The 13,422-nt window shown below is 68.3% G+C and carries 15 protein-coding genes and 1 tRNA gene; 7 read left to right on the top strand and 9 right to left on the bottom strand.

All coding sequences use genetic code 11. The annotated features are described in order from the left end of the window. Nucleotides 1–35: 35 nt before the first annotated feature. Together KAK03_RS10910 and KAK03_RS10905 are read left to right on the top strand one after the other, a co-directional pair. The gene (locus tag KAK03_RS10910) at nt 36–263 is read left to right on the top strand and encodes a hypothetical protein (protein ID WP_210853980.1); all 228 of its coding nucleotides are present in this window, start codon (nt 36–38) and stop codon (nt 261–263) included. A gap of 190 nt (nt 264–453) precedes the next feature. Beyond that, nucleotides 454–798, top strand: a complete 345-nt coding sequence (locus KAK03_RS10905) for a hypothetical protein (protein WP_210853979.1) — start codon at nt 454–456, stop codon at nt 796–798. Nucleotides 799–900: 102 nt separating this feature from the next. On the opposite strand, the gene KAK03_RS10900 is transcribed toward KAK03_RS10905, so the two are convergent. The 6 genes from KAK03_RS10900 to cysS form a co-directional block, all read right to left on the bottom strand. Beyond that, a tRNA-Ser gene (locus KAK03_RS10900) sits at nt 901–994 on the bottom strand. Between the two features lie 34 nt (nt 995–1,028). Next, on the bottom strand, nt 1,029–2,318 hold the full coding sequence (locus KAK03_RS10895) for an aspartate kinase (RefSeq protein ID WP_210853978.1): 1,290 nt from the start codon (nt 2,316–2,318) through the stop codon (nt 1,029–1,031). A 63-nt stretch (nt 2,319–2,381) separates the two neighbouring features. After that, nucleotides 2,382–3,815 (bottom strand): tRNA lysidine(34) synthetase TilS, encoded by a 1,434-nt coding sequence (tilS, locus tag KAK03_RS10890; protein ID WP_210853977.1) that lies wholly within the window; start codon nt 3,813–3,815, stop codon nt 2,382–2,384. Then, on the bottom strand, nt 3,712–4,683 hold the full coding sequence (locus KAK03_RS10885) for an acetyl-CoA carboxylase carboxyltransferase subunit alpha (protein ID WP_210853976.1): 972 nt from the start codon (nt 4,681–4,683) through the stop codon (nt 3,712–3,714). The genes tilS and KAK03_RS10885 overlap by 104 nt, the downstream gene beginning before the upstream one ends. 44 nt (nt 4,684–4,727) lie before the next feature. Then, a complete protein-coding gene (locus KAK03_RS10880; RefSeq protein WP_375140978.1) occupies nt 4,728–5,492 on the bottom strand; it encodes a DNA-3-methyladenine glycosylase family protein in 765 nt (254 codons plus the stop codon). Continuing rightward, nucleotides 5,389–6,765, bottom strand: a complete 1,377-nt coding sequence (gene cysS / locus KAK03_RS10875) for a cysteine--tRNA ligase (protein WP_210853974.1) — start codon at nt 6,763–6,765, stop codon at nt 5,389–5,391. The genes KAK03_RS10880 and cysS overlap by 104 nt, the downstream gene beginning before the upstream one ends. Before the next feature lie 158 nt (nt 6,766–6,923). Between cysS and KAK03_RS10870 the strand changes: the two genes are divergently transcribed. The 4 genes from KAK03_RS10870 to KAK03_RS10855 are packed head-to-tail and all read left to right on the top strand — an operon-like array spanning nt 6,924 to nt 9,488. After that, nucleotides 6,924–7,439: a peptidylprolyl isomerase gene (locus tag KAK03_RS10870; protein WP_375140979.1), complete on the top strand. Its 516-nt coding sequence runs from the start codon at nt 6,924–6,926 to the stop codon at nt 7,437–7,439. Between the two features lie 6 nt (nt 7,440–7,445). Continuing rightward, on the top strand, nt 7,446–7,949 hold the full coding sequence (locus KAK03_RS10865; RefSeq protein WP_210853972.1) for a peptidylprolyl isomerase: 504 nt from the start codon (nt 7,446–7,448) through the stop codon (nt 7,947–7,949). Further along, complete coding sequence (locus KAK03_RS10860) at nt 7,942–8,727, top strand: UDP-2,3-diacylglucosamine diphosphatase (protein ID WP_210853971.1); 786 nt, start codon at nt 7,942–7,944, stop codon at nt 8,725–8,727. The genes KAK03_RS10865 and KAK03_RS10860 overlap by 8 nt, the downstream gene beginning before the upstream one ends. Next, complete coding sequence (locus tag KAK03_RS10855; protein ID WP_210853970.1) at nt 8,715–9,488, top strand: M90 family metallopeptidase; 774 nt, start codon at nt 8,715–8,717, stop codon at nt 9,486–9,488. Before KAK03_RS10860 ends, KAK03_RS10855 begins: the two co-directional genes overlap by 13 nt. Before the next feature lie 52 nt (nt 9,489–9,540). On the opposite strand, the gene clpA is transcribed toward KAK03_RS10855, so the two are convergent. Both clpA and clpS read right to left on the bottom strand, forming a co-directional pair. Beyond that, nucleotides 9,541–11,862: an ATP-dependent Clp protease ATP-binding subunit ClpA gene (gene clpA / locus KAK03_RS10850; RefSeq protein ID WP_210853969.1), complete on the bottom strand. Its 2,322-nt coding sequence runs from the start codon at nt 11,860–11,862 to the stop codon at nt 9,541–9,543. Further along, nucleotides 11,859–12,212: an ATP-dependent Clp protease adapter ClpS gene (clpS, locus tag KAK03_RS10845; RefSeq protein WP_210853968.1), complete on the bottom strand. Its 354-nt coding sequence runs from the start codon at nt 12,210–12,212 to the stop codon at nt 11,859–11,861. The genes clpA and clpS overlap by 4 nt, the downstream gene beginning before the upstream one ends. A 214-nt stretch (nt 12,213–12,426) precedes the next feature. On the opposite strand from clpS, the gene KAK03_RS10840 reads away from it, so the two are divergent. Beyond that, nucleotides 12,427–12,696 (top strand): cold-shock protein, encoded by a 270-nt coding sequence (locus KAK03_RS10840; protein WP_210853967.1) that lies wholly within the window; start codon nt 12,427–12,429, stop codon nt 12,694–12,696. A 16-nt stretch (nt 12,697–12,712) separates the two neighbouring features. Here the strand turns inward: KAK03_RS10840 and KAK03_RS10835 are convergent, their stop codons facing one another. Continuing rightward, nucleotides 12,713–13,420, bottom strand: coding sequence for a sulfite exporter TauE/SafE family protein (locus KAK03_RS10835; RefSeq protein WP_210853966.1), 708 nt, complete (start codon nt 13,418–13,420; stop codon nt 12,713–12,715). Nucleotides 13,421–13,422 lie beyond the last annotated feature (2 nt).

The raw sequence follows: 13,422 nt of genomic DNA, 5'->3' as shown, positions 1-13,422 counted from the left end.
CTCCGGTTCCACGGGGCCCCCGCCAGGAGAGTCCCATGCGTTCCACCCAGACCCGCAGCAACCCGTTCACCATGATGATGAACCCCGAGGCCATCATCCAGGCGGTCGAGCGCTCCGAGCGCCTGAACCGTCTGCAGCGCCGGGTCTGCCGCCCGCTGGACAAGCCCCTGATTCCGAAGATCGTCATCGACGACCAGGCGGCGTTCGACCGCTCGGTGGAGTTGGACGACACCGAGGCCTGCGACGCGGACGAGCTGAGCTGAGCCGGCCCGCCTGGGCGCCAGCCCTGGAGGGTGGCGCATCGGCCACCCTGGAGCCGCCACTCCGTCGCGCGTCTATAAGCGCGACAATGTATATTATGTAAAATCATGGAGCGGCCGCAGATGCCGATCTAGGGGGAGCCGCAAGCTAGGGGCTTTTCGTTGCCCCGCCGAGCGGCGCAGCATCGCCAGCATGGCGGTGCAACTGTCTTCCACCTCCCGCGGCAACACGCCCACAGACCCCGGCCCGGACGAGCCGAGCGGGCAACGGCGTGCGCTGGAGATCAGCGACCTGCGGCTGTCCTTCGGTGCGGTACGCTGGATCCAGTCCTTCGAGATCAACGACCGGCCGATCGAGCTGGCGCTGCGATTTCCGCGCTTGGCCAATCTGCTCAGCACCCTCTGGCCCGATCCCGTGGCAGCCGCTGCCGCCCTGGACGAATTGCTGTGCGACCGCCGCGGCGGGCGTCGCGGCTTCCCCGACGCGGTGCGCCAGGAACTGCTGGACCTGCGGGCCCGGCTGCCGCGCCCTGGCTGAGGCCCTTGCACGCCCCCGGGCCGAAGGCCCCGGAAACGCCCAGGAGGCCCCCCAAGGAAAAAGGCCCCGCACGATCACTCATGCGGGGCCTTTGCCGTTGGTTGGCGGAGACGGAGGGATTCGAACCCTCGATGGAGTTTTTTGACCCCATACTCCCTTAGCAGGGGAGCACCTTCGGCCTCTCGGTCACGTCTCCAACCTAAGCTGGCATTCTAACCTGATTATTGGCCTCAGTCGGCGCTCTCGGCGGTGGGTTCGATCGAGGCGTCCAGGTCGAAGGCCTTGTGCAACGCGCGCACGGCCAGCTCCATGTATTTTTCGTCGATCACGACCGAGGTCTTGATCTCGGAGGTGGTGATCATCTGGATGTTGATGCCCTCCTCGCTCAGCGCGCGGAACATCGTGCTGGCCACGCCGGCGTGGCTGCGCATGCCGATGCCGACGATCGACACCTTGCAGATCTTGGCATCGCCCAGCACCTCGGCGGCGCCGGTGGCCGGCAGCACCTTGGTCTTGAGCAGGTCCAGCGTGCGCTGGTAGTCGTTGCGGTGCACGGTGAACGAGAAGTCGGTCTTGCCGTCGTGCGAGACGTTCTGGATGATCACGTCGACGTCGATGTTCGCCTCGGCCACCTGGCCCAGGATCGAATAGGCGATGCCGGGCTTGTCGGGCACGCCCAGCACGGTGACCTTGGCTTCGTCGCGGTTGAAGGCGATGCCCGAGACAACGGCTTGTTCCATTTTTTCGTCTTCCTCGAAGGTGATCAGGGTGCCGGATGCGGCCTCTTCAGTGATGTCGATGTCCCAGGGCGTGAAGCTGGAGAGCACGCGCAGCGGCACCCGGTACTTGCCGGCGAACTCCACCGAGCGGATCTGCAGCACCTTGGAGCCCAGGCTGGCCATCTCCAGCATTTCCTCGAAGCTGATCGAGTGCAGCCGCTTGGCCTCGGGCACGATGCGCGGGTCGGTGGTGTAGACGCCGTCGACATCGGTGTAGATCAGGCACTCGTCGGCCTTCAGCGCGGCGGCGACCGCGACGGCCGAGGTGTCCGAGCCGCCACGGCCCAGCGTGGTGACGTTGTTGTCCTCGTCCACGCCCTGGAAACCCGTGATGACCACCACGCGGCCGGCAGCCAGGTCGGCGCGCACGCGGGCGTCGTCGATGCTCTGGATGCGGGCCTTGGTGTAGGCCGAATCGGTGCGCACCGGCACCTGCCAGCCGGTGTAGCTCACGGCCTGCATGCCCTCGGCCTGCAGCGCCAGCGACAGCAGACCCACCGAGACCTGTTCGCCCGTGCAGGCGATCATGTCCAGTTCGCGCAGCATGGCCGCGGTCTGCTGGGCTGGCGACACGTCCTTGGCCAGGGCCAGCAGGCGGTTGGTTTCGCCGCTCATCGCCGACGGAACGACGATCATCTGGTGGCCGGCGCGTGCCCACTTGGCGACGCGTTTGGCGACGCTGCGGATGCGCTCGGTCGAGCCCATCGACGTGCCGCCGTACTTGTGAACGATCAAAGCCATGGAAGGATTGGAAGAGTGGGTCGAAGCGGGATCTGCGCACGCCGGCGGCGGGCGAAAAACCCCCTATTCTAGCTGCTGCGCTGCAGCATCCGGCTCGTCCGCCGACCACTCCAGGCTCAGCTGTGGCTCGCCCGCCGCAGCGCGGGCCTGCGCTTCCACGCCCAGGCCGGGCACCCACAGCAGTTGTGCACCGGACCACAACAAGGGTCCCTGGCGCTGCCAGGCGGGAATGCCCAGGGTCTGAAACTGCTTCTTCAGGCTGCGCGCCGGTCGGCCGGGCCCCAGCGCGAAGCGCTCGCCGCCCTGGCGCGCCTGCCAGTGGCTGCCGGCCAAGCGTGAGCAGGGCAGACCGCCCTCCTCCACCGGCCGCAGCCGCACCCAGCCTTGGCCGGCGGGCAACGGACGCCAGCGGTGATCGATGGCCACGGGCCAGACTGGCGCGTCCGTGGCAGTGATGCTGGCGGACGAGCGCCGGGACAGACTCAGCGTTCCCCGGTACAGGCGCAACTCCAGCGGGCCGTCGACCGGCCAGCGTCCGATGCGCGTCTGCGGCAGTTCCGCCAGCAGGCGGTCGACGAAGCGATCGCTGGCGTGGCCGGCCCCTTGCTCCTTCAGCCAGCGGCGCAGGCTGGCTCGCCGCCGAGCCGGGCTGAGCGCCAGCCAGGCCGCGAGGGCCAGCCCGTGGGGCGCACGGCGCACCGCCTCCAGGTCGGCCGCAGCGATTTCGTCGATCAGTTCAGCCGCTTCCCAGGCCTGGCGCGCCACGTCAACCAGGGCCTGTTCCGTCGCCGGAAACGCCTGGACCAGCGCAGGCCACACCTGCAGACGAAGGCGGTTGCGCTCGAAGCGCGGATCGCGGTTGCTGGGGTCCTCGATGTGACCCAGGCGGTGTCGCCTGACGTAGTGCTCGATGGCCTGCGGAGAGCAGCCCAGCCAGGGGCGGGCCCAGGTCAGGCCGTCGCGCACCACGCTCCGAGGCATGGCCGCCAGGCCCGCCGGGCCGGCGCCGCGCAGGGCCTGCAGGCAGACCGTCTCGGCCTGGTCGCGTGCGTGGTGGGCCAGCAGCAGCAGTGTGGCGCCCTCTTCCGCGGCCATGCGGCCCAGGGCCTGGTGACGCCGCTGGCGCGCCCAGGCCTCGATGCTGGCCCCCGCGGGCGGACGGTCGGTCAGCCGCGCCACCCGCAGGCGCAGCGGCCAGCCGGCGCGCTGCCAGCGCCGGCATTGCCGCTCCAGGTGGCGCACCCAGTCGTCGGCCTCGGCTTGCAGGCCATGGTGGACATGCAGGGCCACCACCGTCAGACCCAGCGCCCGGGCGGCACGCACGGTGGCGTGGCACAGCGCCGTGCTGTCGCGGCCGCCGCTCAGGGCCACCGCTACACAGGCGGGACGGCCCTCAGCGGTCGGTGGTGTCGGTGAAGCGGCCGTAGGACTTGAGGCGTTGGTAGCGGCGTTCCAGCAGCTCGGGCACCGACAGGTCGGACACCTGGCGCAGCGCATCCACCAGGCCGCGCTTGAGCTGCGAGCTCATCTGCTTGAGGTCACGGTGGGCACCGCCCACCGGTTCGCTGACGATCTTGTCGATCAGACCCAGCGCCTTCAGGCGGTGCGCGGTGATGCCCAGCGCCTCGGCGGCGTCCGAGGCCCGCTCGGCGGTCTTCCAGAGGATGGACGCGCAGCCTTCCGGTGAGATCACCGAATAAACCGAGAACTGCAGCATCAGCACCTGGTCGGCCACGCTGATGGCCAGCGCGCCGCCGGAGCCGCCTTCACCGATGATGGTGGTGATGATCGGCACCTCCAGCTGCGCCATCTCGAAGATGTTGCGGCCGATGGCCTCGGACTGGCCGCGTTCCTCGGCGCCGATGCCGGGGTAGGCGCCCGGCGTGTCGACGAAGGTGAAGACCGGCAGGCCGAACTTCTCGGCCAGCTTCATCAGGCGCAGCGCCTTGCGGTAGCCCTCGGGGCGCGACATGCCGAAGTTGCGCGCGGCGCGCTCCTTCGTGTCGCGGCCCTTCTGGTGACCCAGCACCATGCAGGCCTGGCCATTGAAGCGCGCCAGGCCGCCGACGATGGACAGGTCATCGGCAAAAGCGCGGTCACCATGCAGTTCCTGGAAGTCGGTGAACATCTCGTTCACGTAGTCCAGGGTGTACGGGCGCTGCGGGTGCCGCGCGATCTGCGTGACCTGCCAGGGCGTCAGCTGCTGGTAGATCTCTTTCGTGAGCTGCAGGCTCTTCTTGTCCAGGCGGTCGATCTCCTCGGAGATGTCCACCGCCGATTCGCTTTGCACGAAGCGGAGTTCCTCGATCTTGGATTCCAGCTCCGCGATCGGTTGCTCGAAGTCCAGGAAATGTCGCTTGCTCATTCAGCCACTCCTTGGGCGCGATTGTGCCCAATCCCAACGGGTTCTCAATAGTCGACCGGCAGCGGGTCCAGGCTGCGCCACAGGTACCAGGTGGCCACCGACCGGTAGGGGGCCCAGCCTTCGCCCAGTTCGCGCGCCTCGGCCCGCGACACCGGCTCGCCGCTGAAGTAGTTGACGCTGATGCCCTTGAGCAGGCCCAGGTCGTCCAGCGGCAGCACGTTCGGGCGCATCAGGTGAAAGATCAGGAACATCTCGGCGGTCCAGCGGCCGATGCCTCGGATGGCCACCAGCTCGTCGATGATGGCCTCATCGTCCATGCCCTGCCACTGGCGCACATGGACCTGCCCATCCTCGAAATGCCGGGCCAAGTCGCCCAGGTACTCGGCCTTGCGGGCCGACAGCCCGGCCGCCCGCAGCGCTGGCACGTCCAGCGACAGCACGGCGGCTGGCTGCAGGCGCTTGTTGGCGCCGCCGCCGCCGACGGCCGCGACAAAGCGCTCCCACACCGATTGCGCGGCCTTGACCGAGATCTGCTGGCCGACGATGGAGCGGGCCAGCGTGGTGAAGGCGTCGCCGTGGCTGTGCAGCCGGGCCTCGCCGAATTGCGGGATCAGCTTCTTCATCACCCGGTCGCGCTTGACCAGGTGCTTGCAGGCCTCGTCCCAATAGTCCGGCGTGACGCCGGTCGCAGCGCGTGTTCCCACCTCAGGCCCTGACCCAGGTCGTGCCCTGCGGGCCGTCCTTGAGCTGCACGCCCTCGGCGGCCAGCTGGGCGCGGATGCCATCGGCGCGGGAAAAATCGCGCGCAAGCTTGGCCGCCTGGCGTTCGGCGATCAGGGCTTCGATGCGGGCGGCATCGGCATCGCCGGCGCCGCCTTGCAGGTAGATCGCCGGATCCTGCTGCAGCAGGCCCAGCACGCCGGCCAAGGCCTTGAGCAGGCCGGCCTGGCGCGCGTCGCGGCTGCGGTTGACCTCGGTGGCCAGCTCGAACAGCACGGCGACCGCCTCCGGCGTGCCCAGGTCCTCGTCCATGGCGGCCTTGAAACGGGCTGCATGCGCATCGGTCCAGTCGATGTCAACGGCCGCGGCCGGCACGCTGGCCAGCGCCGTGTAGAGCCGGCGCAGCGAGGCACGCGCATCGTCCAGATGCACGTCCGAGTAGTTCAGCGGGCTGCGGTAGTGGGCCCGCACGACGAAGAAGCGGATGGTCTCGGCGTCATAGGCCTTGAGCACCTCGCGGATGGTGAAGAAGTTGCCCAGGCTCTTGGACATCTTCTCGTTGTCGACGTTGACGAAACCGTTGTGCATCCAGGTGCGGGCCAGCGGCACGCCGTTGGCGCCTTCACTCTGGGCGATCTCGTTTTCGTGGTGCGGGAACTCCAGGTCGGCGCCGCCGCCATGGATGTCGAAGGTCTGGCCCAGCAGCGCGCAGGCCATGGCCGAGCACTCGATGTGCCAGCCGGGCCGGCCGGGGCCGTAGTCGCTGGGCCACTGGGCATCGGCCGGTTCGGTCGGCTTGGCGGACTTCCAGAGCACGAAGTCCAGCGCGTCTTCCTTGCCGTCGGCCACCGCCACGCGCTCGCCCGCCTGCAACTCGTCCAGCGACTTGCCCGACAGCTTGCCGTAGCCGGGGAAGCGCCGCACCGCGTAGTTCACGTCGCCCTGGCTGCTGCGGTAGGCCAGACCCTTGTCCTCCAGCGTGCGCACGATGTCGAGCATCTGCGGCACGTAGTCGGTGGCGCGTGGATCGTGGGTGGGGCGCAGGATGCCCAAGGCATCGAAGTCGGCGTACATCTCGGCGATCATGCGGTCGGTCAGGGCCCGCACGGTTTCGCCGTTCTCCACCGCGCGGCGGATGATCTTGTCCTCGATGTCGGTGATGTTGCGCACGTGGGTCACGCGCAGGCCGCTGGCCTCCAGCCAGCGCCGGGCGATGTCGAAGGCAATGTTCGAGCGCGCATGGCCGATGTGGCAGAGGTCGTAGACGGTGATGCCGCACACGTACATGCGCACGTGTCCGGGCTCGATCGGCGAAAAGTCTTCGACCCGGCGGGTCAAGGTGTTGTGGATGCGCAGCGTCATCGACGGGACAGGAGGGAGGCAGTGCGCGCACCGTGGACCGGCGGCGCCGACAGGCCGGAGCGCCCGGAGGGAGAACAGGCGCTCGGTAGAATCGGGGCAGTATAGCCAAGGAGCCTCCCAACGTGACACGCCCCCTGCTGGCCGGCGCCGTGATCGCCCTGTCCGCCCTGATCACCCTCCCTGCCTGGGCCCAGAAGGTGCGCCTGGCCACCAGCGCCGGTGACATCGTCGTGCAGCTTGACGCCGAGAAGGCGCCCAAGACCGTGGCCAACTTCCTGCAGTACGCCAAGGCCGGTCACTACGACGGCACCATCTTCCACCGCGTGATCGACGGCTTCATGATCCAGGGCGGCGGCATGAAGCCCGACATGAGTGAAAAGCCCACCCGGGCGCCGATCCCGCTGGAGGCCGGCAAGGGCCTGTCCAACCTGCGCGGCACGATCGCCATGGCGCGCACCGGCTTTCCCGATTCCGCCACCGCGCAGTTCTTCATCAACGTGGTCGACAACGTCCGCCTCGATTCCTACGGCGGCGGCTATGCCGTGTTCGGCAAGGTGGTCGAGGGCATGGAGGTCGTCGACAAGATCAAGGCCGTGCCGGTGGGCAACCAGGGCGGCCACCAGAACGTTCCGCTGCAACCCGTCACCATCAAGAAGGCCTCGATCGAGGACTGAAGCACCATGACCAAGACTGTTGAACTGACCACCTCCGCCGGCGCCATCCGCCTGGAACTCGATGACGCCAAGGCGCCCCAGACGGTGGCCAATTTCCTGGCCTACGTGGCCAAGGGCCACTACGACGGCACGGTGTTCCACCGCGTGATCAAGGGCTTCATGATCCAGGGCGGCGGCATGACCGAGTCGATGGACCAGAAGCCCACCGACGCCGCCATTCCCAACGAGGCCAACAACGGCCTGAAGAACGACAAGTACACCGTGGCCATGGCGCGCACCAATGCGCCGCATTCGGCCACCGCGCAGTTCTTCATCAACGTCACCGACAACGACTTCCTGAACTTCAAGTCCGAGTCGCCCAGCGGCTGGGGCTATGCGGTGTTCGGCAAGGTCGTGGCGGGTACCGAGGTGGTCGATGCGATCGAGAAGGTCCGCACCGGTCGCCGCGGCTACCACGACGACGTGCCGGTCGACGCGGTGACGATCCTCAAGGCCGCCGAGATTGCCTGAGTTCGGCCTGGATGCGCTGGCGGTGCCTGCGGGCGCCCGGCGCATCGAGTTCGTCTCGGACCTGCACCTCAGCGCCGAGCTGCCCCGCACGCAGGCCGCCTTCCTGTCCTGGCTGGCGAACAGCCAGGCCGATCTGCTGTTCATCCTGGGTGACCTGTTCGAGGCCTGGATCGGCGATGACGCGGCCGACGATGCGCCGCTGCCCGCGATCCTGTCGGCGCTGCAGCACGCCAGCGCCCGTCGCCCGGTGGCCGTGATGCGCGGCAACCGCGACTTCCTGCTGGGCGAGGCCTTCTTCCAGCGCAGCGGCTGCACGCCGCTGGCCGATCCCTGCGTGCTCGAGGCTTTCGGCCAGCGGGTGCTGCTCAGCCATGGCGACGCGCTATGCCTGGCCGACACGGCCTACCAGCGCTTCCGTGCCGAGGTGCGCCAGAGCGCCTGGCAGGCGGCGTTCCTGGCGCGGCCACGGGCCGAGCGGCAGGCCATCGCCAGCGGTCTGCGGGCCGCCTCGCTGGCCAGCCAGGCCGGCCGTGCCGTGGAAACCTATGCCGATCCCGATCCCGCGCTGGCCACCGACTGGCTGCGCCAGGCCCGGGCCACGGTGCTGGTCCATGGACACACCCACCGCCCCGGCGATGAGCAACGCACCGAAGGCTGGACGCGGCGCGTGCTGAGCGACTGGGACCTGGATCAGGCGCAGCGCGCCGAGGTGCTGGCCTGGACCGCCCAGGGTTGGCAGCGCCTGGCGCTCCCGACCGACGGTCGATGGGCTGGCTGAGCCGCCTGGCCGAGTGGCGCGAGCAGCGCCAGCTGGCCCGCCACGCGATCGACGAGCGGCTGTGGCAGGCGGTGCTGCAGGCCTATCCGTTCATCGCCGAGCGCTCCGAGGCCGATCGGACGGCGTTGCGCCGCCTGTGCAGCCTGTTCCTGGCGCGCAAGCAGTTCCATGGTGCCCAGGGCCTGGTGATCGACGACCTGATGGCCGTGTGCATCGCCGCCCAGGCCTGCCTGCCGGTGCTGGGCCTGTCGCTGGACCACTACGACGACTTCGTCGGCATCGTGGTCCAGCCTGACGAGGTGCTGGCGCCGCGCACCGTGACCGATGAGGACGGCGTCGTCCACGAGTACGCCGAGGCATTGACCGGCGAGGCGATGGAAGGCGGCCCGGTGATGCTGTCCTGGCACGACGTGGCCCACGCCGGCGCGCAGGCCGACCTGGTCTACAACGTCGTGATCCACGAGTTCGCCCATGTGCTGGACATGCGCGACGGCGTGGCCGACGGTGTACCGCTGCTGCCCACCGCCGCCGAGCGCCAGGCCTGGGTCGAGGTGCTCGAGGCCGAGTTCGAGGATTTCGTCCGGCGCGTCGACGCCGGCGAGGACACATTGATCGACCCCTACGGCGCCGAGGCCCCCGAGGAATTCTTCGCCGTGGCCAGCGAGGCCTTCTTCGTCGCGGCGACCGACCTGCGCGACGAACACCCTCGCCTGTACCGGCTGCTGGCCGGCTACTACCGCCAGGATCCGGCCGTCGGCTGAACGAACAAGGGGCGCCCGAAGGCGCCCCTGGCGACGATGGCAGGTGGCCGGATCAGACCGCCGTGGCTTCGGCGCGCGGCTTGTCGCCGCTCTTGCCGGCCGGCTGGATGTCCAGGCTGACCTGGCCTTCGGCATCCAGATCCACCGTCAGGCGGCCACCATCGACCAGGCGACCGAACAGCAGTTCGTCGGCCAGCGCGCGGCGGATCGTGTCCTGGATCAGTCGCTGCATCGGGCGCGCGCCCATCAGCGGGTCGAAGCCCTTCTTGGCCAGGTGCTTGCGCAGCGGGTCGGTGAAGGTGACATCCACCTTCTTCTCGGCCAGCTGCTGTTCCAGTTGCAGCAGGAACTTGTCGACCACGCGCAGGATGATGTCCTCGTCCAGCGCCCGGAAGTTGACAATGCCGTCCAGGCGGTTGCGGAACTCGGGCGTGAACAGGCGCTTGATGTCGCCCATCTCGTCGCCCTGCTCGCGCTTGCTGGTGAAGCCGATCGTGGCCTTCTGCATGGTCTCGGCACCCGCGTTGGTCGTCATGATGATGATGACGTTGCGGAAGTCGGCCTTGCGCCCGTTGTTGTCGGTCAGCGTGCCGTGGTCCATGACCTGCAGCAGCACGTTGAAGACATCCGGGTGGGCCTTCTCGATTTCATCGAGCAGCAGCACGGCGTGCGGCTTCTTGGTGATCGCCTCGGTCAGCAGACCGCCCTGGTCAAAGCCCACATAGCCCGGGGGCGCGCCGATCAGGCGGCTGACCGCATGGCGCTCCATGTACTCGGACATGTCGAAGCGGATCAGCTCGATGCCCAGTATGTAGGCCAGTTGCTTGGCCACCTCGGTCTTGCCGACGCCGGTGGGGCCGCTGAACAGGAAGGCGCCGATCGGCTTGTCCGACTTGCCCAGGCCCGAGCGGGCCATCTTGATCGAGGCGGCCAGCGCATCGACCGCCGGGTCCTGGCCGAAGACCACGCTCTTCAGATCACGCTCCAGCGTCTTGAGCTTGCCGCGGTCGTCCGAGGACACCGAGGCCGGCGGGATGCGGGCGATCTTGGCGACGATGTCCTCGACCTCGTTGCGCGTGATGGTCTTCTTCTGCTTGCTCTTGGGCAGGATGCGCTGCGCGGCACCGGCTTCGTCGATCACGTCGATCGCCTTGTCGGGCAGGTGACGGTCGTTGATGAACTTGGCCGACAGCTCGGCCGCGGCCTGCAGCGCGCCCAGCGCGTACTTGACGTTGTGGTGCTCCTCGAAGCGCGACTTCAGGCCCTTGAGGATCTCCACCGTCTGTTCGACGGTCGGCTCGACCACGTCGACCTTCTGGAAGCGCCGCGACAGCGCCGCGTCCTTCTCGAAGATGCCGCGGTACTCGGTGAAGGTGGTCGCGCCGATGCACTTCATCGCGCCCGACGACAGCGCCGGCTTGAGCAGGTTGGACGCATCCAGGGTGCCGCCCGAGGCCGCGCCGGCGCCGATCAGCGTGTGGATCTCGTCGATGAACAGGATGCTCTTGGGGCTGTCCTTGAGCTGCTTGAGCACGCCCTTGAGGCGCTGCTCGAAGTCACCGCGGTACTTGGTGCCCGCCAGCAGCGCGCCCATGTCCAGCGCGTAGACGGTGGCGTCGGCCAGCACCTCGGGCACATCGCCTTCGGTGATGCGCCAGGCCAGGCCCTCGGCGATGGCGGTCTTGCCCACGCCGGCCTCGCCCACCAGCAGCGGGTTGTTCTTGCGCCGGCGGCACAGCACCTGGATGACGCGCTCGACCTCGTGCTCGCGGCCGATCAGCGGGTCGATCTTGCCGTCGCGGGCATTCTGGTTGAGGTTGGTGGTGAACTGGTCCAGCGGTGAGCCCTTGCCTTCGCCGCCATCGTCCTTCTCGGACTCGTTGCCACCGCCACTGCTGCCTTCGCTGCCACTGCCCTTGGCGGGCTCCGGCGGATCGCTCTTCTTGATGCCGTGGGCGATGAAGTTGACCACGTCCAGCCGCGTCACGCCCTGCTGGTGCAGGTAGTAGACGGCGTGAGAGTCCTTCTCGCCGAAGATGGCCACCAGCACGTTGGCGCCGGTGACTTCCTTCTTGCCGCCGCCAGTGGACTGCACATGCATGATCGCGCGCTGGATCACGCGCTGGAAGCCCAGCGTCGGCTGCGTGTCGACCTCTTCGGTGCCACCCACCGTGGGCGTGTTCTCGCGGATGAAGCCGGTCAGGCTCTTGCGCAGATCTTCGATGTTGGCGGCGCAGGCGCGCAGCACCTCGGCGGCGGACGGGTTGTCGAGCAGCGCCAGCAGCAGATGCTCCACGGTGATGAACTCGTGGCGCTGCTGGCGTGCCTCGACGAACGCCATGTGCAGGCTGACTTCAAGTTCCTGGGCGATCATGCGGCCTCCATAATGCATTGAAGCGGGTGCCCCGAGCGGCGTGCAGCAGCCAGCACGAGTTCAACCTTGGTGGCGGCGACGTCCTTGGTGAAGACGCCACACACCGCGCGCCCCTCGTGATGGATCTTCAACATCACCTGGGTCGCAGCCTCGCGGTCGAGGCGGAAATACTCTTGCAGCACCATCACGACGAACTCCATCGGCGTGAAGTCATCGTTCAGCATGACCACCTGGAACATGCGCGGCGGCCGGGTCTTGGCCGCCTTGCGCTCGGCCACCACCGATCCCTGACCGTCATCAGGTTTGCCAACCTGCGGTGTCTGTGCGGGAGGTTTGGGACGAGAGGGCATGAAATCAGTATAGCCAGTTGGACAGATGGCTGCGTCGGGGTCAATGGTCACCCTGACGGTCATCGGCGCATGTTGCAAAAAAGGGCATCCAGCGGCGCGTTTTTCAAGCTTGAACGCACCAAAGCGGTGTCGTCGGGGCGTTTTGATTGACACCATCCCAGGGCGCGCCAACAATTCCACGCATAAGCCTGAAAAAGGCATCAGGAGGACAGGTATGGACGCGTTCGGAACCGTCAAGTGGTTCAACGACACGAAGGGCTACGGATTCATCGAGCCCGATGACGGTGGTGGTGACGTCTTTGCACACCACACAGCCATCCAGATGGAGGGCTACCGCACCCTCAAGCAGGGCGCCCGCGTGATCTATGAGCCGTTCATCGGCCCCAAGGGCAACCAGGCGCAGAACATCCGCTCCGTGGATCCAGTGCGCCCGCGCAGCAGCGCCACCGCACCGCTGCGCGATGCAGCCGAGAACACCGATTGAGCGCCCGTCGCGGCGCTCAGCTCATGCACCAGGCAGCAAAGCGGACAAACAGGTCGTGACCCAGGGCCCAGGCTGAGGCCCCGGCCAATGCCGCCCCCGACAGCCGCGCCGCCCAGCGGGTGATGCGCCCTTCGCGCGAGGGGTCGCCCTGGGCAAGGCGCTGCCACAGCGCAGGTGCCAGCCCGAGGGGCAAGGCCGAGGCCAAGGCAAAGGCGCCCATCACCGCGGCCCCGGACACCGCCGAGTTGGCCAGCGCCGCGACCATCAGCGCCGATTGCAGCAGACCGCAGGGCCAGGCCACCCAGGCCAGCCCGGCGCTGGAGGCGCGCAGCGCACTGCCGCTGCGGCCGTGCCAGCGCACGGGTTGCACCTGGGACCGATCACCGCTGCGTCCCAGCTGATCCAGCCACTGGGGCTGGCGGCCCTGGATCAGCAGCCACAGGCCCAGGGCCAGCGCGGCCATGTGGGCCAGCGCCCACAAGGGGCGCAGCGCCGGGCTCCACTGGCCCAGCTGGGCCAGCCAGCTCACGCTGGTGGCGGCCACTGCGCCCGCGGCGGCATAGCCGAGCAGCCGTCCGAGGTGAAAGAAGCCCAGCCCCAGGCGCGGCCGCGTCGGGGCACAGCCGCGCACGGCGGCCGCGCTGGCGGCGCCGCACATGCCAATGCAATGCAGAGAGCCTGCCAGGCCCATCAGCAGGGCCGACAGCACCAGGGCCTGATCCACCC

The organism is Ideonella alba (assembly GCF_018069845.1).
GTDB lineage: Bacteria > Pseudomonadota > Gammaproteobacteria > Burkholderiales > Burkholderiaceae_C > Ideonella > Ideonella alba.
Note: the sequence above shows the minus strand (reverse complement) of the source record. Positions and strands in the feature narration are given on the sequence as shown.